Origin of the sequence: Pseudomonas sp. SIMBA_041, assembly GCF_046535095.1 — a bacterium.
Taxonomy (GTDB): Bacteria; Pseudomonadota; Gammaproteobacteria; order Pseudomonadales; family Pseudomonadaceae; genus Aquipseudomonas; species Aquipseudomonas mucoides.
The window spans coordinates 130,984-149,118 of sequence record NZ_JAWRXJ010000013.1 but is presented as its reverse complement, the minus strand read 5'-3'; the positions used below and the strand labels follow the sequence as shown (position 1 = coordinate 149,118).

Annotated in this window: 13 protein-coding genes and 1 pseudogene; 10 read left to right on the top strand and 4 right to left on the bottom strand. The window is 59.4% G+C overall.

From position 1 onward, the window contains the following. The first annotated feature begins 240 nt into the window (after positions 1-240). The 4 genes from mgtA to SB725_RS27005 all read left to right on the top strand — a co-directional run bounded on the left by mgtA (position 241) and on the right by SB725_RS27005 (position 7,536). Entirely contained in the window at positions 241-2,943 is a 2,703-nt protein-coding gene (mgtA, locus tag SB725_RS27020; protein WP_410922851.1) for a magnesium-translocating P-type ATPase, read from the top strand. Between the two features lie 165 nt (positions 2,944-3,108). Then, the gene (locus SB725_RS27015; protein WP_027925486.1) at positions 3,109-3,528 is read left to right on the top strand and encodes a chemotaxis protein CheY; all 420 of its coding nucleotides are present in this window, start codon (positions 3,109-3,111) and stop codon (positions 3,526-3,528) included. Between the two features lie 153 nt (positions 3,529-3,681). Further along, a complete protein-coding gene (locus SB725_RS27010; RefSeq protein WP_059182453.1) occupies positions 3,682-4,302 on the top strand; it encodes a response regulator transcription factor in 621 nt (206 codons plus the stop codon). A gap of 36 nt (positions 4,303-4,338) precedes the next feature. Continuing rightward, complete coding sequence (locus SB725_RS27005; protein WP_410922870.1) at positions 4,339-7,536, top strand: transporter substrate-binding domain-containing protein; 3,198 nt, start codon at positions 4,339-4,341, stop codon at positions 7,534-7,536. Between the two features lie 3 nt (positions 7,537-7,539). On the opposite strand, the gene dkgB is transcribed toward SB725_RS27005, so the two are convergent. Then, positions 7,540-8,343 (bottom strand): 2,5-didehydrogluconate reductase DkgB, encoded by an 804-nt coding sequence (gene dkgB / locus SB725_RS27000; RefSeq protein ID WP_410922850.1) that lies wholly within the window; start codon positions 8,341-8,343, stop codon positions 7,540-7,542. 134 nt (positions 8,344-8,477) lie between these two features. Further along, a complete protein-coding gene (locus SB725_RS26995) occupies positions 8,478-9,383 on the bottom strand; it encodes a LysR substrate-binding domain-containing protein (protein ID WP_410922849.1) in 906 nt (301 codons plus the stop codon). A 107-nt stretch (positions 9,384-9,490) separates the two neighbouring features. On the opposite strand from SB725_RS26995, the gene SB725_RS26990 reads away from it, so the two are divergent. From SB725_RS26990 to SB725_RS26970, 5 genes and pseudogenes are all read left to right on the top strand, one after another. Beyond that, the gene (locus SB725_RS26990) at positions 9,491-10,357 is read left to right on the top strand and encodes a pirin family protein (protein WP_027925481.1); all 867 of its coding nucleotides are present in this window, start codon (positions 9,491-9,493) and stop codon (positions 10,355-10,357) included. Positions 10,358-10,404: 47 nt separating this feature from the next. After that, positions 10,405-10,830: pseudogene (locus tag SB725_RS26985) on the top strand (isochorismatase family protein); the annotation flags it as partial. Positions 10,831-10,886: 56 nt separating this feature from the next. Continuing rightward, entirely contained in the window at positions 10,887-11,513 is a 627-nt protein-coding gene (gene ycaC / locus SB725_RS26980) for an isochorismate family cysteine hydrolase YcaC (protein ID WP_007943416.1), read from the top strand. Positions 11,514-11,702: 189 nt separating this feature from the next. Then, entirely contained in the window at positions 11,703-13,151 is a 1,449-nt protein-coding gene (locus SB725_RS26975; RefSeq protein WP_410922848.1) for a mechanosensitive ion channel domain-containing protein, read from the top strand. Positions 13,152-13,256: 105 nt separating this feature from the next. Continuing rightward, a complete protein-coding gene (locus tag SB725_RS26970) occupies positions 13,257-13,697 on the top strand; it encodes a carboxymuconolactone decarboxylase family protein (RefSeq protein WP_027925479.1) in 441 nt (146 codons plus the stop codon). On the opposite strand, the gene SB725_RS26965 is transcribed toward SB725_RS26970, so the two are convergent. Next, the gene (locus SB725_RS26965) at positions 13,698-15,290 is read right to left on the bottom strand and encodes a DHA2 family efflux MFS transporter permease subunit (RefSeq protein ID WP_027925478.1); all 1,593 of its coding nucleotides are present in this window, start codon (positions 15,288-15,290) and stop codon (positions 13,698-13,700) included. After that, positions 15,287-16,408, bottom strand: coding sequence for an HlyD family secretion protein (locus SB725_RS26960; RefSeq protein ID WP_027925477.1), 1,122 nt, complete (start codon positions 16,406-16,408; stop codon positions 15,287-15,289). The genes SB725_RS26965 and SB725_RS26960 overlap by 4 nt, the downstream gene beginning before the upstream one ends. A 524-nt stretch (positions 16,409-16,932) precedes the next feature. On the opposite strand from SB725_RS26960, the gene SB725_RS26955 reads away from it, so the two are divergent. After that, entirely contained in the window at positions 16,933-18,096 is a 1,164-nt protein-coding gene (locus SB725_RS26955) for an EAL domain-containing protein (RefSeq protein WP_410922847.1), read from the top strand. Positions 18,097-18,135: the final 39 nt, after the last annotated feature.

Here is an 18,135-nt window from a genome sequence, read left to right as displayed (position 1 = left end):
TCGAGTGACAGTAGTCGGCCGGTTTCAGTAACCGGCACCTTCTCGGCAAGATAACGCGCAGCTTTTTTGTGCCGTTGTCTCGCCGTACAGCGAGCAGCGGCCTCCCGGTCGAGCCAGTCCTGGCACGACCCGATGTCCTCTCATCGACACACTCTCGTGTGATGGCGCCTGCCTGGTCGTCATCGCAGCGACTCGACACGCCTGCTCGAAGGTTTCCCGGCTGACCCTGGGGGCAACGCCATGAACCTGACCCTGCTCAAGGAATTCTTCGCCGGATTCCTGCGCACCCGCCACATCGCCCGGCACTTCCGTCGTCTGGCGCTGCTGGAAACCTTCACCGACACCACGGTCAGCCGTGAAGTACCGCCGACGCTGGCGCAAACCCTGGTGGGCGCCGCCAACAGCGACACCGGCCAATTGCTGGAAAGACTCGGCACGCACACCGATGGCCTGAGCGAGGAGGAAGCCGACGCCCTGCGCGAGCGTTTCGGCCTCAACGAGGTCGAGCATGAACAACCGCTGCCGTGGTGGACGCACCTGTGGCACTGCTACAAAAACCCGTTCAACCTGCTGCTGACGTTGCTCGCGGTCATCTCGTGGCTGACCGAGGACATGAAAGCCGCCATCGTGATTTTCTCCATGGTGGTGCTCTCGACATTGCTGCGGTTCTGGCAGGAAACCAAATCCAACCAGGCCGCCGACGCGCTGAAGGCGATGGTGAGCAACACCGCGACAGTCCTGCGCCGCGACGCACAGCGCATCGAGTTGCCGATCAAACAGTTGGTGCCGGGCGACCTGATCGTGCTTTCGGCCGGCGACATGATTCCCGCCGATTGCCGGGTGCTCAGCGCCAAGGACCTGTTCGTCAGTCAGGCGGCGATGACCGGCGAATCGATGCCGGTGGAAAAATTTCCGCACCAGCAAGATAACGACACCCGTAACCCGCTGGACCTCGACAACATTCTGTTCATGGGCACCAACGTGGTGTCCGGCACGGCGATGGCGGTGATTCTCACCACCGGCAACGACACGTATTTCGGTGCGCTGGCGCAGCGAGTGGGTGCCACTGATCGTGCGCCGACGTCGTTTCAGACCGGGGTCAACAAAGTCAGCTGGCTGCTGATCCGCTTCATGTTCGTGATGGCGCCGCTGGTGTTGTTCATCAACGGTTTCACCAAGGGCGACTGGACCCAGGCGCTGCTGTTCGCGTTGTCGATTGCCGTGGGCCTGACCCCGGAAATGCTGCCCATGATCGTCACCTCGACGTTGGCCAAAGGCGCGGTATTTCTGTCGCGCAAAAAAGTCATCGTCAAGCGTCTGGATGCGATCCAGAACTTCGGCGCCATGGACGTGCTGTGCACCGACAAGACCGGCACCCTGACCCAGGACAAAATCTTCCTCGCGCGCAACGTCGACGTCTGGGGCAATGACTCCGATGACGTGCTGGAAATGGCGTACCTCAACAGCTACTACCAGACCGGCCTGAAAAACCTGCTGGACGTTGCGGTGCTCGAACACGTGGAAATCCACCGTGAACTCAAGGTCGGCACAGCGTTTCGCAAGATCGACGAGATCCCGTTCGACTTCACCCGCCGGCGCATGTCGGTGGTGGTCGCCGAGCGCGAGCATGCTCATCTGCTGATCTGTAAAGGCGCGGTGGAGGAAGTGCTGGCGGTGTGCACGCGGGTACGCCACGGCGTCGTTGATGAGGCGCTCAGCGATGAATTGCTGGCGCGGATTCGCCAGGTGACGGCGACGTTCAACGCCGAAGGCCTGCGAGTCGTCGCGGTGGCTGCGCGGCCAATGATCGAAGGCCGTGACACTTACAGCCTGGCCGATGAACAGGAGCTGACGCTGATCGGTTACGTGGCGTTTCTCGACCCACCCAAGGAAAGCACCGCACCGGCCCTCAAAGCGCTGGCGGCTCACGGTGTGGCGGTAAAAGTACTGACCGGTGACAACGAACTGGTGACCGCGAAAATCTGCCGCGAAGTCGGTCTGGAACAGCAGGGCCTGCTGATGGGTAACGACATTGAGCGCATGAGTGACGCCCAACTGGCCGTGGCGGTGGAGACCACCAACGTCTTCGCCAAACTCACGCCGTCGCACAAGGAGCGCATCGTGCGCCTGCTCAAGGGCAACGGCCACGTGGTCGGGTTCATGGGTGACGGCATCAACGACGCCCCGGCCCTGCGCACCGCCGACATCGGTATTTCGGTGGACAGCGCCGTCGACATCGCCAAGGAAGCGGCCGACATCATCTTGCTGGAAAAAAGCCTGATGGTGCTGGAGGAGGGCGTACTGGAAGGGCGCCGCACCTTCGCCAACATGCTCAAGTACATCAAAATGACCGCCAGTTCGAACTTCGGCAACGTGTTCTCGGTGCTGGTGGCCAGTGCGTTCATCCCGTTCCTGCCGATGCTGCCCATGCACCTGCTGGTGCAGAACCTGCTCTACGACATTTCGCAGATCGCCATCCCGTTCGATAACGTCGATGCAGAAATGCTCAAGCAACCACAGCGCTGGCAACCGGCGGATGTCGGGCGCTTCATGCTGTTCTTCGGGCCGATCAGCTCGATCTTCGACATCACCACGTTTGCCTTGATGTGGTACGTGTTCGACGCCAATACCCCGGACCACCAGACGTTGTTCCAGTCGGGCTGGTTCGTGGTCGGTCTGCTGACCCAGACGCTGATCGTGCACATGATCCGCACCCCGAAAATCCCGTTCCTGCAAAGCCGCGCCGCGATGCCGTTGATGGTGATGACCGGGATCATCATGGCGGTCGGCATTTTCCTGCCGATGGGGCCGCTGGCGCACTACTTCAAACTCCAGGCACTGCCATCGATGTACTTCGTGTTTCTGCCGGTGATTCTGCTGGCGTACATGGCGCTGACGCAGGCGGTGAAAGGGTTCTACATTCGGCGGTTTGGCTGGCAGTAAATCGTCTGGTTGTGACGCTATCCCGGAGGCGAGGGGGGCGGATCCAGCCGTGAACCCTCGTAAAAATCAGAAAGTGTGAGCGAGCATTTAGGAAAAGTCCTACATAAACCGGTACCAAGCTTCCGTAGCCTTGCGCCACACTTTGGTCACCCTGCAGGCCCCGGAATGATGAATAAAGCATTACGAATCCTGATTGCCGACGAGCAACACTTCCACCGTATGAAGGTTGAGCGCGTGTTTAACCAGCTGGGTTACTACCGGGTGGCACCGGTTCAACACCTTGAAGAGCTGTTGACGCTGGTCGAATACGGTTGCGAGCCGTTTGACCTGGTGGTCATCAATGCTTCTCTGGCGAAGGGCTCGTTGGACCTGCGGGGGTTTTTCCTCGATAACCCCCAGGTTCGTCATGCCATGATTTTCAACGACGAACGCGCGCAGAATTCGATTTGCACGCAACAGCCAATTCAGACGAGCACCGTACTGCTCCCCGACTTGATGTGTATCCGGCACTTGATGTCCCGTGTCGATCCGTTGGTGAGTACCCGTCATGATCTGGTCGGGCACTATCAGCAAAAAACGGGCTGAATAGAGGTGCCCGTTCGTCGGAACTGTCATTTCTGACAGGTAGTTTTCATCCTTCCGCCATGTAAGAGTTTTCGCGCAGTTGCTGCGTGCACTCTGGCCTTTTCCGGCGCGCATCCGTGGCGTCATCGTCGATTTTTTGCACAGGGAGTTTCCATGAAGTCAGTGCTGATTGTGGACGATCATCCGGTGGTTCGTGCCGCAGTCAAACTGGTGCTTGAACGGGAAGGATTTAAACAGATTCATGAAGCGGCCAGCGTGGGTGACGCGTCGGCGATTCTTCGTGAGCACACTGTTGATCTGGTGATTCTGGATCTGGTGATGCCCGGTGGTAACGGGCTGGATGTACTTGAGCGAATCAAAAACAGCGACTTGTCGTGTGTGGTGTTGGTGTTCACGTCCCTTGACCCATTGTTTTTTCAAGAGCGTTGCATGCGCTCCGGTGCTTTGGCGTACGTCTCCAAGACCAACGACCTGAGTCAGTTGCACAAGGCCATACACGCGCTGATGGCCGGGTACACCTACTTCGCACAACTGCCCAGCGCCTCCATGGACGCGCTGCAGCAAAGCGAAAAGCAAATGGTCGACAAACTCTCCAACCGCGAACTGACCATTCTCCAATACCTGGCTCGGGGTACCGCAAACAAGGCCATCGCCGAGGCGATGCACTTGAGCCACAAGACAGTCAGCACCTACAAGACCCGTTTGATCGAAAAGCTTGGTGTGCAGGCAGCTGTGCACCTGCGCGACTTTGCCATCCGCAATCACTTGATCTGAGGGCACCTGAACGTGCGTGTCCTGTTGTGCGTATTGATGCTGTGTCTGGCGCCAGCGGCCCTGTCGGCCGTGCCTGCGCAGACGAAGTACTTGCAACTGCTGGGGCGTTCCACGGTGGAGGGTTACGCGGTCCATCTGAATGAAAAGGATCGGCAATGGCTGCACAGCAAACGGGTCCTGCGCCTCGGAGTGAGTGGGCCGGATTACCCGCCCTTCGAAATCACGCGCAATCATGATGAGCTGGAAGGCATCACCGCCGATTACGCCCGACTGATTGCGCAACTGCTGGACATCCCGATTGAAGTGCAGCGGTATGGCACGCGGGAAGCGGCCATGGAAGCCCTGAAATACGACCGGCTTGATCTGCTGGGAACCTCGAACAACTTCGAAGCGGCCGATCCCGGGTTGATCCTGTCCAGCCCCTATGCTGAAGATCAGCCAATGCTGGCCACCCGGCTGGACGAACGCATGCCCGAGGATCTGGCGGGCAAACGCATTGCGATGGTCGATGACTATCTGCCGGCGCAGACGGTCGAAACGTTTTATCCCGAGGCCAGGCTGTATCGCTACCCGTCTGCGCTCGATGCGCTGGGGGCGGTGGCGTATCGGAAAGATGACGTGTACCTCGGCGACCTAATCAGCGCCAATTACCTGATCAACAATAATTACCCCAATAACGTTCAGTTGATGGGACCGTCCGGTCTCGACGCCAATCCGTTCGGCTTTGCCCTGTCGCGGGACAACCTGCCGCTCAAGGCCATCATCGACAAGACCCTGGCGGCGATCCCGATGAACCAGCGTGCGCTCATCGAACAGCGTTGGAGCGCCGGCAGGGTCAACACGCAGGGACAGTCGCGAGTCAATCTGAGCGCCAGTGAGCAGCAGTGGCTAGAGCGTCATCCACACGTCACTGTCGGGGTAGTCGAGAACTTCGCGCCTTTGACGTTTTTCAATGCCGAGGGACAATTCAGCGGGTTGACCGCGCAATTGCTGTCGCTGATCAGCCAGCGCAGCGGTTTGAACTTCAAGGTGTTACGGGAGCGATCCCTTGATCAACAGATCCAGCAACTCAAGGCGGGCGAGATCGACGTCATACCCGCCATCATCCCGACCACCGAAGGTGTCGCCGATCTGCACTTCACCAGCCCCTATGTGACCAATCCGTACACGCTCGTCAGCGCAATCACACCCGATAGCCCCAAGACACTGGACGAACTGGCCGGTAAGCGCCTGGCGATTTACCACAGCCACCCGGTGCGTGCCTTCATTCAGGCGCGGGTGCCTGGGGTGCGCATGGTGGATGTTGAAAACCCGGCGCAGGGGCTGGAGTCAGTGATGAACGGACAAGCCGACGCGGCCGTCAGTTCATTGTTCATGACCCGTTATCTGATTGCCCGGTATTACTCGGGACGCTTACGGATCAGCAGCACCGTGGGTGACGAACCGGCGCGCATTGCGATGGCAACGGACGGTGAAGACCCGGAGTTGCAATCGATCTTGAACAAGGCGTTGCTGAGTATTTCGCCTGCTGAAATGGACGGTCTGGTCACCCGCTGGGGCAATGATGTGGTGGTGGATGACAGTTATTGGCTGCGTCACCGGCCAGCCATCCTGCAGGCGTTCGCCGCCGCCGCCGCGTTGCTTCTGCTGGCGGTGAGCTGGATCGCCTGGCAACGTCGGCAGATCCGCCAGCGCCAACAATGGTTGCAGCAATTGCAAGACGCCAAAGACGCGGCCGACGACGCCAATCGCGCGAAAACCACGTTCCTGGCGACCTTGAGCCACGAAATCCGTACGCCGATGAACGCCTTGATCGGCATGCTCGAAATGGCCGGGATGCGCGCGAAAGAGGGCATCGCCGATCGTTCAGCCCTGGAGGTAGCCTCCACTGCGGCGCAGCAGTTATTGGCGTTGATCGGCGATATCCTGGACATCGCGCGCATCGAATCCGGGCATCTGTCCCTGACCCCCGAGCGTGTCAATTTGCATGCGCTGGTGGCATCGGTGTGCAGGGTGTTTGAAGGGCTGGCACGGGGAAAAGGCCTGGCATGGCGGGTTGATCTGGATGAACGCAGTGACCGTGACGTGTTGATTGACCCCACGCGTTTCAAGCAGGTGCTGTCCAATCTGTTGAGCAATGCAATCAAGTTTACCCAGACGGGTGAAGTGAGCCTGACACTGCGGGTGGTGCCGGGAATTCCGGGTCATCTGGCCGTCGCGGTGCACATTGAAGACAGCGGCATCGGCATCAGCGCCATGGATCAGCAGCGGTTGTTCAGCCCGTTCGTCCAGGCCGGCAACAACCTGCAGTCGGGACGCAAAGGCTCTGGACTGGGGCTGGTCATCAGCCGCACCCTGTGCGAAATGATGGGCGGACGGTTGGCGCTCGATAGTGTCCTGGGGCGGGGCTCTCAGGCTGACATCAGTCTGTCCTTGGTGGCGTTGAAAGCCTTGCCTGCCGGCGAGGCGATGGACCGTGGATTGGCGCTGTCCACCCGACCCCTGACGATTTTGGTGGTCGATGATTATCCGGCCAATCGCTTGTTGCTGACGCGTCAACTGAGCTATCTGGGGCACCGGGTCATGGAGGCCGAAGATGGCCTGCAAGCGCTTGAGTTGTGGCGTATCCATGAGTTCGATGTGGTCATCAGCGACTGCAACATGCCCCGGTTCAGTGGTTATGAGTTGGCGGGTGCGATTCGTGATGAAGAGCGCGCCTATGGATTGCCGCCCACGCTGATTCTGGGGTTTACCGCCAACGCGCAACCTGAAGAAAGGATTCGGTGCCTGGAAGCGGGCATGGACGACTGCCTGTTCAAACCCATTCTGCTGGCGGATTTGAGCGCCTGGCTGGCCTCGCGGTTTGGCAGTGGGCCAACGGCCCTGCCGGCCGACACGCAAGCAAGTCTGGAGATGGACTTGACCGGCCTGGAGCTTTACGTCGGCGAAGACCGGACGCTGATCAACCAGTTGCTGCGTGAATTGGCCAAGGCCAACCACGAAGACCTCAATCATCTGCTGCAAGCCCACGCGGGTGACGATCACCCGCGTCTTCACGAGCTGGCGCACCGTATCAAGGGCAGCGCGCGGATGGTCCGCGCGGAGCGTTTGATCGAATGCTGCGAGCAACTTGAGCGCGCTTGCGCGGAAGGTCGCGTGGCGATGATCGATGAAGCCGTCGATCAGTTGCAGCATGCGATGATCCGACTGGACCAAAGCCTCTCACGCGGCTGACGCTTAATCCCACTGCGGCGCGATGCCTTTAGGGCTGGTCAGCCGCTGGCCGCGATCAAGGCTGGCGATTGATGTCATGTCGGCGTCGCTCAAGGTCAGGTCGCAGGCTTTGAGGTTGCTTTGCAGGTTGGCGCGTTGGGTGGAGGAAGGGATCACCGCGTAACCGGACTGCATGGCCCACGCCAGCGTGACTTGCGCCGGGGTGGCGTGAAGGCGTTCGGCGATCTGCTGGATGATCGGGTCTTTGAGCACTTCGCCATAGGCCAGGGTCATGTAGGACGTGATCTGGATGTCATGACTGCGGGCGAACTCGACGACTTTGCGATTTTGCAGGTACGGGTGCAGTTCGATCTGATTGGTGGCGATGTGGTCGGCACCGACGGCGGCGATGGCCTGCTTCATCAGGTCGACGGTGAAGTTGGAGACGACGATCTGTCGGGTCAGGCCAAGCTGTTTGGCTTCAAGCAGGGCTCCCATGAATTCCTCGACCGGCACCTGGTCTTCCGGCGACGGCCAGTGGATCAGCGTCAGGTCGAGGTAGTCGGTTTGCAGTTTGCGCAGGCTCTCTTTGAGGCTGTCGACCAAACGGTCCTTGGCGAAGTTGGCGACCCAGATTTTGCTGGTGATGAACAACTCGTCACGGGTGATACCGCTGGTGGCGATGGCGAGGCCGACGTCGGCTTCGTTTTCGTAGATTTGCGCGGTGTCGATCACTCGGTAGCCGAGCTCCAGGCCTGTGCTTACCGAATCGATGACCACCTGGCCTTGCAGGCGAAACGTACCGAGACCGAAGGCGGGAATAGACATCTGTGACTCCAGGGATTGCAGTGGGAATGAGCAGGAGTATCCCCGTCGCGATCCTTGGGAAAAACCGCTGGCTGGGCAAAGCACTGTTTACCGCAAGTCATGAATGCCAAGAGTGATGGTGTGTGCCGGCCTCTTCAAGCGATGTCAGCGTGGTTGAACTCCTCGCCCAGAAAGTCGATCAATGTGCGCACCGACGGCAGCAGTCCACGGCGCGATGGAAAGATGGCATGGATGACGCCGCATTTCGGTGCCCAACCCGGCACCAGATCCACCAGGCGGCCGGCCGCCAGGTCATCGCGCACCACGACGCTCGGCAGGTGCGCGATGCCAATTCCCGCCACTACCGCGTGACGCAACGCCAGCAGGTCATCGGTGACCATGCGGGGTGTATGTCGAATCAGTGCGCTGGCGCCTTCGGCACCGAACAATTCCCACTGATATTCACGCTGGGCGGAGCCCCAATGCAGGCTCGGCAAACCGCTCAGGTCGGCAGGGGAGGCCAGGGAGGACAGGCGTTCGGCCCAGGCCGGGCTGCCCACCACGCACTGAGTGCTGTTGCCCAGAACCTTCATCACCATGTCGGTGTTTTCCAGCGGCGGAAAGCGCACGCGCAGGGCGATGTCGAACCCTTCGTGGATCAGGTCGACCCGGCGATTGGTGCTCTCGATAAATAATTCCACCAGCGGGAACTTAAGCATATAGCGCGTCAGCATGGGCCCGACCCAGGAGTTGAGCAGCGCCGTCGGGCAACTGATGCGAACCAGGCCTTGAGGCTCGGAGCGATTGCGTTCGATCAGTTCGGCGGCGCTTTCCGCTTCCACGCGCATGGCCAGGCAACGCTGGTAATAGGCCTGGCCGATTTCGGTCAGTGAACAATGCCGGCTGGTGCGGTGCAGCAGGCGGACACCGAGGCGTTCTTCCAGCTCGGCGATGCGTCGGCTGAGCTTCGATTTAGGCATGTCCAACGCCCGCCCAGCCGGGGCGAAACCGCCGTGTTCCACCACTTGGGTGAAGTAGTAAAGGGTGTTGAGGTCTTCCATCATCGTTCCTTAGATAGAACGCAAAGGCTGGTTTTTGCAGTCTAGCGCACCAAAGGTTCGAGTTTTAAGCTTTGTCCATGGCTTCACTCACCTCATCAGGAGACACCATGAAAAACATCATCGGTATCTACACCAGCCCGCGTACCCATTGGGTCGGCGACGGTTTTCCGGTTCGGACGCTGTTTTCCTACGACAACCTGGGCAAGCACATCAGCCCGTTCCTGCTGCTGGATCACGCGGCGCCTGCCGAATTCACCCCGACCACTGAACGACGTGGCGTTGGTCAGCATCCGCACCGTGGTTTCGAGACCGTGACTATCGTTTACAAGGGCGAACTGGAACACCGTGACTCCACCGGCAGCGGCGGCACGATCGGCCCTGGCGATGTGCAATGGATGACCGCCGCTTCAGGGATTGTGCATGAGGAGTTTCACTCCGAAGGTTTCGCCAGGTCTGGCGGCACCCTGGAAATGGTGCAGCTGTGGGTCAACCTGCCGGCCAAGGACAAAATGGCCGACGCCGGTTACCAGACGATTCTCGATGGCGACATCCCGAACATCCCGCTCAAGGACCAGGCCGGCAGTTTGCGCTTGATCGCCGGTGAGTTTGACGGCCACACCGGCCCGGCTCGCACCTTCACCCCGATTGACGTCTGGGACCTGCGTCTCAAGGGCGGCAAATTGCTGACCCTGGACCTGCACGACGGTCGCAACACGGCCTTGGTGGTGTTGCGTGGCACGGTTCAGGTCAATGGCCTGGAGTCGGTGGGCGAAGGTCAGTTGGCCCTGTTCGATCGCAAGGGTGATCAGTTGACCCTTGAAGCCAGCCAGGATGCGGTGGTGCTGTTGCTCAGCGGCGAGCCGATCGACGAGCCGATTGTCGGTCACGGCCCGTTCGTGATGAACACCGAGCAAGAGATTCACCAGGCCTTCGCCGACTTCCAGTCCGGTCGCTTCGGCCGGATGCACGGTTAGCCCGTACTCCGTCAACAACCCGCTCTGCACAGGATGAGTAGGCCGGTTCCCAGGCCAGGGCACGCAAGGGCGAAATCAATGCCTGGGACAACGCCGGGTTTCACGCGGCAGTCAAAGCCACCGGCAAGAAAACCCTGGTCATTGCCGGCACGCTGACCAGCGTTTGCCTGGCGTTCCCGTCCATCGCGGCGGTGCATGAAGGCTACAAAGTGTTTGCGGTGGTCGACGCCTCCGGCAACCACTCAAAACTGGCCACTGATCTGACCATCGCCCGTTTGGCGCAGGCCGGGGTCGTGCCGATCGACATTATGGCTACGCTGTCTGAACTGCAAGGCTCGTGGAACCGTCCGGATGCCGAGCAGTGGGCCGCTGTCTACGCCCAGGCCATGCCGCATTATCAATTGTTGATCGAAAGCTACCTCAAGGCTCAGCAAGTGGCGAATGAACACGAAGTGCTGGACTCCCAGCGCTAAACGACTCCCCCACGCCGATATCCACTCGGCATCGACAACACGCGAGGACTACTGCAATGACGACTTCTTATAAACGTCTCGACAAGGACAACGCTGCGGTTTTGATGGTTGATCACCAGGCGGGACTGCTGTCTCTGGTGCGCGACATCGAACCGGACCGTTTCAAGAACAATGTGCTGGCCCTGGCCGACCTGGCCAAGTACTTCAAGTTGCCGACCATCCTCACCACCAGTTTCGAAAACGGTCCCAATGGCCCGCTGGTGCCTGAGCTCAAAGCGCTGTTTCCGGATGCGCCTTACATCGCCCGTCCTGGACAGATCAACGCCTGGGACAACGAAGACTTCGTCAAGGCGATCAAGGCGACCGGCAAGAAACAGCTGATCATCGCTGGCGTCGTGACGGAAGTCTGTGTGGCGTTCCCGGCACTCTCGGCGCTGGCCGAAGGCTTTGAGGTGTTCGTGGTGACTGACGCTTCCGGCACCTTCAACGAGCTGACCCGACAATCGGCCTGGGATCGCATGTCGGCCTCCGGCGCGCAGTTGATGACCTGGTTCGGCCTGGCCTGTGAACTGCATCGCGACTGGCGTAACGACGTGGAAGGGTTGGGCACCTTGTTCTCCAACCATATTCCGGACTATCGCAACCTGATGACCAGCTTCAACACATTGACCAACAGCAAATAACGGCTGACAACCTAAACCCCCGGTGGGAGCGAGCCTGCTCGCGAAAGCGGTATAACAGACACGTGTGCAGTGGCTGTCACACCGCCATCGCGAGCAGGTTCGCTCCCACATTTGTTTTGCATGAAACCCTCCTACACTGTGCCCAATGTGTGAGATCTTCGCGCCATTGGCCTTCGTTGGAGTCGTTCGATGCTGTCTTTTTTCACCAATCATCCATTGGTCTGCGCCATGGTCCTGATCGTGGTTGATCTTGGGCTGTGGCGGTTGATCAGCGCCAGCGCCACCGGCAGTAACTGGAAGTTGCTGGTCAGGCTGGTGATTTTCTCGTTGTTCAGCGTCCTGCTGTTCAACGAAGGCTTGAACCCGCTGGAGGTCGCCCCTTGGCCTGACAACGTGCCATTGCACCTAGCGGCCACCGGTTTGCAGATTGGCTGGTGGCTGTTCGGCGCTCGGACCCTGACGGTGCTGATCGGCGCCGTGATGATGCAGCGAGTCGGGCACACGGGGCGGTTGCTCCAGGATCTGCTCGGTGCGGTGATCTTCCTGATCGCGATCATTGCGGCGCTGGCGTACGTGCTGGACCTGCCCGTCAAAGGCGTGCTGGCCACCTCCGGCGCCTTGGCGATCATCGTCGGCCTGGCCTTGCAAAGCACCCTCAGCGATGTGTTTTCCGGGATCGTCCTCAACACCACCAAACCCTATCAACTGGATGACTGGATTTCCATCGATGGCACCGAAGGCCGGGTCACCGACATCGACTGGCGCGCCACGCGCATGCAAACCGCCCAAGGCAGCATGGCGGTGATCCCCAACTCCCTGGCGGCCAAGGCCAAGATCATCAACTTCAGTCGGCCGAGCGACATTTTTGGCGTGTCGATCAGCCTGCAACTGAGCCCGCATACACGCCCGCAAACAGTCATCGACGCACTGGAACGGGCCATGCAGGGTTGCCGCCATTTGTTGCAAAAACCGGCACCGTGCGTCGCCCTCAAGGGCTCCAGTGCCGCAGGCGTGGAATATGAAATCAGTGGTTTCGTGGTCTCGATGGATCAGAAACGCATGGTGCGCAATCTGCTGTTCGATCTGTCATATCGTCATTTGCAGGCCGCGGGTGTCAGCCTGTTGTCGACCATCGAGTCGAATGTGCCTGCCGGTTTGTCACGGCCACGGGCCTTGCTGGAAAGCTCGGCGATTTTCTCGACCCTGCGTCAGGATGAGAAAGAGACCTTCAGCCAACACATGACCCTGCAAACCTTCCGTGCCGGGGACATGATCCTGCCGGCGGGAGAGGTCAGCGATCATTTGTTCATCATCGAATCCGGAGTGGTCTCGGTGGCGTTGAGCCGTGCCGGGGTCAAGTTCGAGTCGGGACGCATGGGACCGGGCGAGGTGATCGGCGAGGGCGGGATCTTGCAGGATACGGCGATGCCGGCCGACTTCATCGCCAAGACCGCTTGCAGCCTGTACCGGATTGAGAAGGACTATCTCAAACCGTGCCTGGATGCGCGGCATGACATTGGCGAGTCGATGAAGGCGCTGCTGGATTTCCGCTTGAACAAGGCGCAGACGTTGACCCAGGAAGTGCCGAAGGTGGTGGAGCGTAAGGGGTTTTTGCAGTGGTTGCGTAATAGGGCTTAGCGGTTTGGGGTGAGTGGCCTCCTCGACTTCTGGAATATTGGCTATTTGTCCGAAGGGCGGGTGGGATTAACGTAGCTCCATCCCCACTTGCTACCGGAGTCCACCATGAAACCTCGTATCGATTTCTACACCGCTTCCCCTGATGCGCTCAAAGCCATGATCGCCCTGGAAACCGCGGTGTCGAAGCTGCCGCTGGAAAAAAACCTGATCGAACTGGTCAAGCTGCGCACTTCGCAAATCAACGGCTGCGCGTTCTGCCTCGACATGCACAGCGCCGATGCCCGCAAGGGCGGTGAGGACGAGCGCCGTCTGGCTACGTTGTCGGCCTGGCGCGAAACGCCGTTCTTTACCCCGCGTGAACGTGCGGCACTGGCCTGGACCGAATCCCTGACGCTGGTGAGCCAGACCCACGCGCCGGATGAAGACTACGAGCTGGCCACCGCCGAGTTCAGCCCGAAAGAAATGGTCGACCTGACCGTGGCCATTACCACCATCAACGCCTGGAACCGTCTGGCGATTGGTTTCCGCAAAATGCCTCAAGCCTGATCAATGTGCGTCTGCTGACGGCGCGGCCGGTGGTTGCACCTTGCGCATCAAGGGCACCATCGCCGTGGCGATGATGAAGCAGACCATGATCATCAAAAACGCGTCGCCATAGGTTTGTGTCTGGGCTTCGCGGTAGGTCAATAGCCATAGCTGATGCAGGCTGGCAGTGACGCTCGTGTCACCGCTCTGGCCGAGGGTGGCGAAGTTGTTGCCGACCTGCGACAGCCACTGGTTCAGTGCTTCGTTGGTGCTGTTCAGGTGTTCCGCCAACCGGGTGAAATGCAGGTTGGTGCGGTCGTTGAGGATGGTCGCACAGGCGGCGATGCCGATGGCGCCGCCCAGGTTGCGCATCAGATTAAACAACCCCGATGCATGTTTGAGCCGCGCTGGCGCCAGACCACCCAAGGTCAACGTCACGGCCGGTGGCACCGCCAATTGCTGGGCAATCCCGCGCAACGCTTGCGGCAGCATCAGCTCCCTGGCCCCCCAGTCATGGGTGATCGGGCTGAAATCCCACATCGACAAGGCGAACAGGCCGAGTCCGGTCATCATGATCCAGCGCAGATCCACGCGGTTGGCCAGAAAGGCATACAGCGGAATCGCCATGATCTGGAACACCCCGGTGGAGAAAACCGCCAGTCCAATGTCCAGCGCGCTGTAGCCCCGCACCCGGCCGAGAAACAGCGGCGTCAGGTAAATGGTGGCGAACAGGCCGATCCCGGTGACGAACGAGAAGAAACAGCCGAGGGCGAAGTTGCGGTCTTTCAGGGCGCGCAGATCGACAATCGGATTGGCGACGTGCAAGGTCCGGCCGATAAAGGCCAGGCCGGCGAGGCCGCTGATCCAGGCAGTGGTGAGCATGGTGCTGTCGCTGAACCAGTTCCAGCGTGGGCCTTCTTCGAGGGTGTATTCCAGGCAGCCGAGAAACAGCGCCATGAACACCATGCTCAGGTAGTCGGCGCCCTTGAGCAGCGACAGTTCCGGCTGGTCGATTTTCACCAGCATCGGCACGGCCACGGCAACGAAAATACCCGGCACCAGGTTGATGTAGAACAGCCAGTGCCAGGACGAAATGTCGGTGATCCAGCCGCCGATTACCGGCCCTAATGTCGGTGCCAGCGAGGCCACCGCGCCGATGGTTGCGGCGGCAATCACCCGTTGTTTGCCGGTGAAGAAAAAGAACGCCGTGGTGAACACCAGCGGAATCATCGAACCGCCGAGAAAGCCTTGCAGCGCGCGGAAGGCGATCATGCTCTGGATGTTCCAGGCCGCGCCACAGAGCAGGCTGGCCAAGGTAAAGCCGACCGCTGATGCGCAGAACAACCAACGAGTCGAAAATACCCGCGACAGCCAGCCCGACAGTGGAATCACGATGATTTCGGCAATCAGGTAGCTGGTCTGCACCCACGCCGTTTCATCAGTGCCGGCGGAGAGGCCGCCGCCGATGTCACGCAACGAGGCCGAAACGATCTGGATATCCAGCAGCGCAATGAACATGCCGATGCACATGCTGGCGAAGGCGAACACCTTGGTCGCCGTCGCCATGTTGGCGGGGTTGAACGGCTGCGCAGGGGCGGCGAGGGCGCGGCTCATGGTGCGCTGGCCACGGCTGGGATGTCAGCGCTTTTGCGGGTGTCGACTTCAGCCGTCACCGACAGGCCCGGACGCAAGTGACCGAGCACTCCGTCAGCCGGATCGAGGATGACGCGTACCGGCACCCGCTGGACGATCTTGGTGAAGTTGCCCGTGGCGTTTTCCGGTGGCAACACGCTGAACTGCGAGCCGCTGGCCGGCGCAAGACTGCCCAGATGACCGTGGAATTCCTGCCCTGACAGCACGTCCGCATGGATGACCACGCGTTGGCCCGGAATCATCCGCGCCAGTTGATCTTCCTTGAAGTTGGCATCGACCCACAAACCACTGGACGGCACCACCGACAGCAACTGCGAACCGGCCTGCGCATACGCGCCGACCCGCGCCCGGCGATTGCCGATCACGCCATCCACCGGCGCCTTGAGTTCGGTGTAACCGACATTCAATTGCGCCAGATCCCGTTCGGCGCGGGCCTGCATCAACGCGGCGCGGGCTTGCTGTTTCTGGGTGGCGATCACGTTCAACTGACGTTGCGCGGCCAACAATTCGGCCTGGGCCCGCGAGCTGATCGCCTGGGCGGTTTTGAACGTAGCATCAGCGCGCTGAGCGCTTTCCACCGAGACCGCGTTGGTGCTCACCAGTTTTTTGTAGCGGGCATTGTCATCCCGGGAGCGGGAGGTTTCCGCGCCCGCAGCATCGATCCCGGCACGGGCCTGGCCGATCACGGCGTACTGCAGTTGTTCGGTAGCGTCGAGATTCGCCAGCAGCGCCTCTTCAGCAGCCACTGCACCTTCGGCCTTGGCCAGGTTGGCGCGGTAATCGCGGGAGTCGAGACGAATCAGGACATCGCCGGCCTTGACTGCCTGGTTGTCGGTCACCAGCACTTCTTCGATGTACCCGGCGACTTTCGGGCCGATCACCGTGACGTCGCCGCCGATGTAGGCATCGTCGGTTTCTTCGATGAAACGACCGGTTGTCCACCAGTGCGAGGCATACAGCCCGCCCGCAACCAGGGCAGCGACAACCGCTGTCAGCAGAATCAACCGTTTGAGCAGGGGAGGCTTGGGCGTGCTCACCGGGACAGCTTGGTCGGTTTCAAGGCTGGGCATGCTGGTCATGGGGGTTACCTGTAGAAAACGGGTGTTTATTACGCAGGTAATATGACGTATGTAATATTTAGTGGCAATTGATTTTTTTTGCCGGTCGTCAGGTGGTTGTTTGGTTGAAAAGAGGGGGAGCCACGTTGTGATCCGGCTTAGTCGGCATCTGGTGGCGTTGATTCGACCAGATGTTTTTTTCTATCGCTCTCTTGTCGTCATTCTATTTATGTTCTGACTCTGCGGCCGTTAACCTTTTAGCGAGCGCATAAGGATGCGTTCGGTAAAACCAAAGGATTTCCAATGACTGCCACGACTGGCCTGGGGGTTTTTTCCCAACGGCGCCTCCTTGGCGTTCTTGCTGCGAGTCTGCTTGCACGTACGAAGCGGACGAATCGCAGTTGGGCTGTTGGTGGGTCTCTAGGAAATTCCCTACAAGCTAGGGGGCTATTTCCTACGGCGAGTGTTCTGCTTTTTACCCAGTATTCAGCGCTTCATAAAGGTAGAAGAGCGATTGACCCAAAATGGATTACCCGAGGGTTTTGGTGCTGGATGACTACGCGTTTACGCGCAGTATTCACGTAATGATGCTCCGGCGATTGGGCGTAACAGATATTCTTCAAGCCTCAGATACCCGGCAGGCATTGCGAGAGTTACAGGTCTCAGGTGGCGTTGACATCGTATTGTGTGACCTGGTTGGCAGAGACCTTGATCATCTGGAGTTTCTTCAACAGGCAGCGAGGGCAGGATTGGTCAGGGCCGTAGCGCTGTGCAGTACCCTGGAGCCAGCGGTGAGTCGTGCACTGGAGAGAACCGCTCTTTTAGTTGGCCTGGAGTTGCTCGGAGTAATGAGTCAGCCCATGCGGATGAGACCCTTGCATCGGATGATTCAGCAGTACCGGCAACGCAGGGGGGAGTCCAAGGTGCAACCCGAGATATTGAAACAGGCGACGTGCGCCAACGATATCCGCAGGGGATTGGCGCAAGGTGAGTTTCAGGCCTGGTTTCAGCCCAAACTCGCTTTGCGCGAAGGCTCCTTGACAGGCGTGGAAGCGCTGGTCCGTTGGAATCACCCGACGCGGGGTTTGTTATTGCCTCGTGACTTTCTGACCGAGGTGCTGGCGAGCAATCTGATTCACCAAATGTTCGAGCAGGTTCTGGTGCAGGGCCTGACCTTTTTAAGGGACATGCGCAGACAAAACACCAATATCGAGATTGCGTTCAACTTGCATGCCTCTCAAATGGCTTCGGACGATTTCGCTGATTACATACAGGGCGCCCTGAAGCGTTATGAACTCCCAGGCTCGTTATTGATTTTCGAGGTGGCGGAAAGCGGTTTGCTTGATCTCGAGCCGAAGGTGCGAGACAACCTTTTGCGCTTGCGTATGCTGGGTTGTGGTCTGGCCATTGATGATTTTGGTTTGGGGTTTTCCTCACTGCAACTGCTCTGTCGTCTCCCTTTCAGCCAGATAAAACTTGATAAGAAATTTGTAAATACACTCCATCATCCCATCAGTAAAACCATGGTCATCAGCACGCTGGCGCTGGCCCAGTCGTTAAACATGAGCCTCGTTATCGAAGGCATCGGCAGCGAATGGGTTCGGGATTCGTTATTGCAAATGGGCTGTGAAGAAGGGCAAGGTTTTTTTCTGGGACGTCCAATGTGTGCGGAAGGGCTTCGGCACTGGCTGCGCGAAAGGAACCCGTAAATGGCCTCCAGCACCGTGGTTATCTTGGGAGTAACAAGG

Excerpts from the sequence above, each read along its gene's own strand:
- SB725_RS26960 (WP_027925477.1), bottom strand. The coding sequence starts at position 16,408 with ATGACCAGCATGCCCAGCCTTGAAACCGACCAAGCTGTCCCGGTGAGC.
- ycaC (WP_007943416.1), top strand. The coding sequence starts at position 10,887 with ATGACGACTTCTTATAAACGTCTCGACAAGGACAACGCTGCGGTTTTG.
- SB725_RS26965 (WP_027925478.1), bottom strand. The coding sequence starts at position 15,290 with ATGAGCCGCGCCCTCGCCGCCCCTGCGCAGCCGTTCAACCCCGCCAAC.
- SB725_RS26975 (WP_410922848.1), top strand. The coding sequence starts at position 11,703 with ATGCTGTCTTTTTTCACCAATCATCCATTGGTCTGCGCCATGGTCCTG.
- SB725_RS26995 (WP_410922849.1), bottom strand. The coding sequence starts at position 9,383 with ATGGAAGACCTCAACACCCTTTACTACTTCACCCAAGTGGTGGAACAC.
- SB725_RS27005 (WP_410922870.1), top strand. The coding sequence starts at position 4,339 with ATGCTGTGTCTGGCGCCAGCGGCCCTGTCGGCCGTGCCTGCGCAGACG.
- SB725_RS27010 (WP_059182453.1), top strand. The coding sequence starts at position 3,682 with ATGAAGTCAGTGCTGATTGTGGACGATCATCCGGTGGTTCGTGCCGCA.
- SB725_RS26990 (WP_027925481.1), top strand. The coding sequence starts at position 9,491 with ATGAAAAACATCATCGGTATCTACACCAGCCCGCGTACCCATTGGGTC.
- SB725_RS26970 (WP_027925479.1), top strand. The coding sequence starts at position 13,257 with ATGAAACCTCGTATCGATTTCTACACCGCTTCCCCTGATGCGCTCAAA.
- SB725_RS27015 (WP_027925486.1), top strand. The coding sequence starts at position 3,109 with ATGATGAATAAAGCATTACGAATCCTGATTGCCGACGAGCAACACTTC.
- dkgB (WP_410922850.1), bottom strand. The coding sequence starts at position 8,343 with ATGTCTATTCCCGCCTTCGGTCTCGGTACGTTTCGCCTGCAAGGCCAG.
- mgtA (WP_410922851.1), top strand. The coding sequence starts at position 241 with ATGAACCTGACCCTGCTCAAGGAATTCTTCGCCGGATTCCTGCGCACC.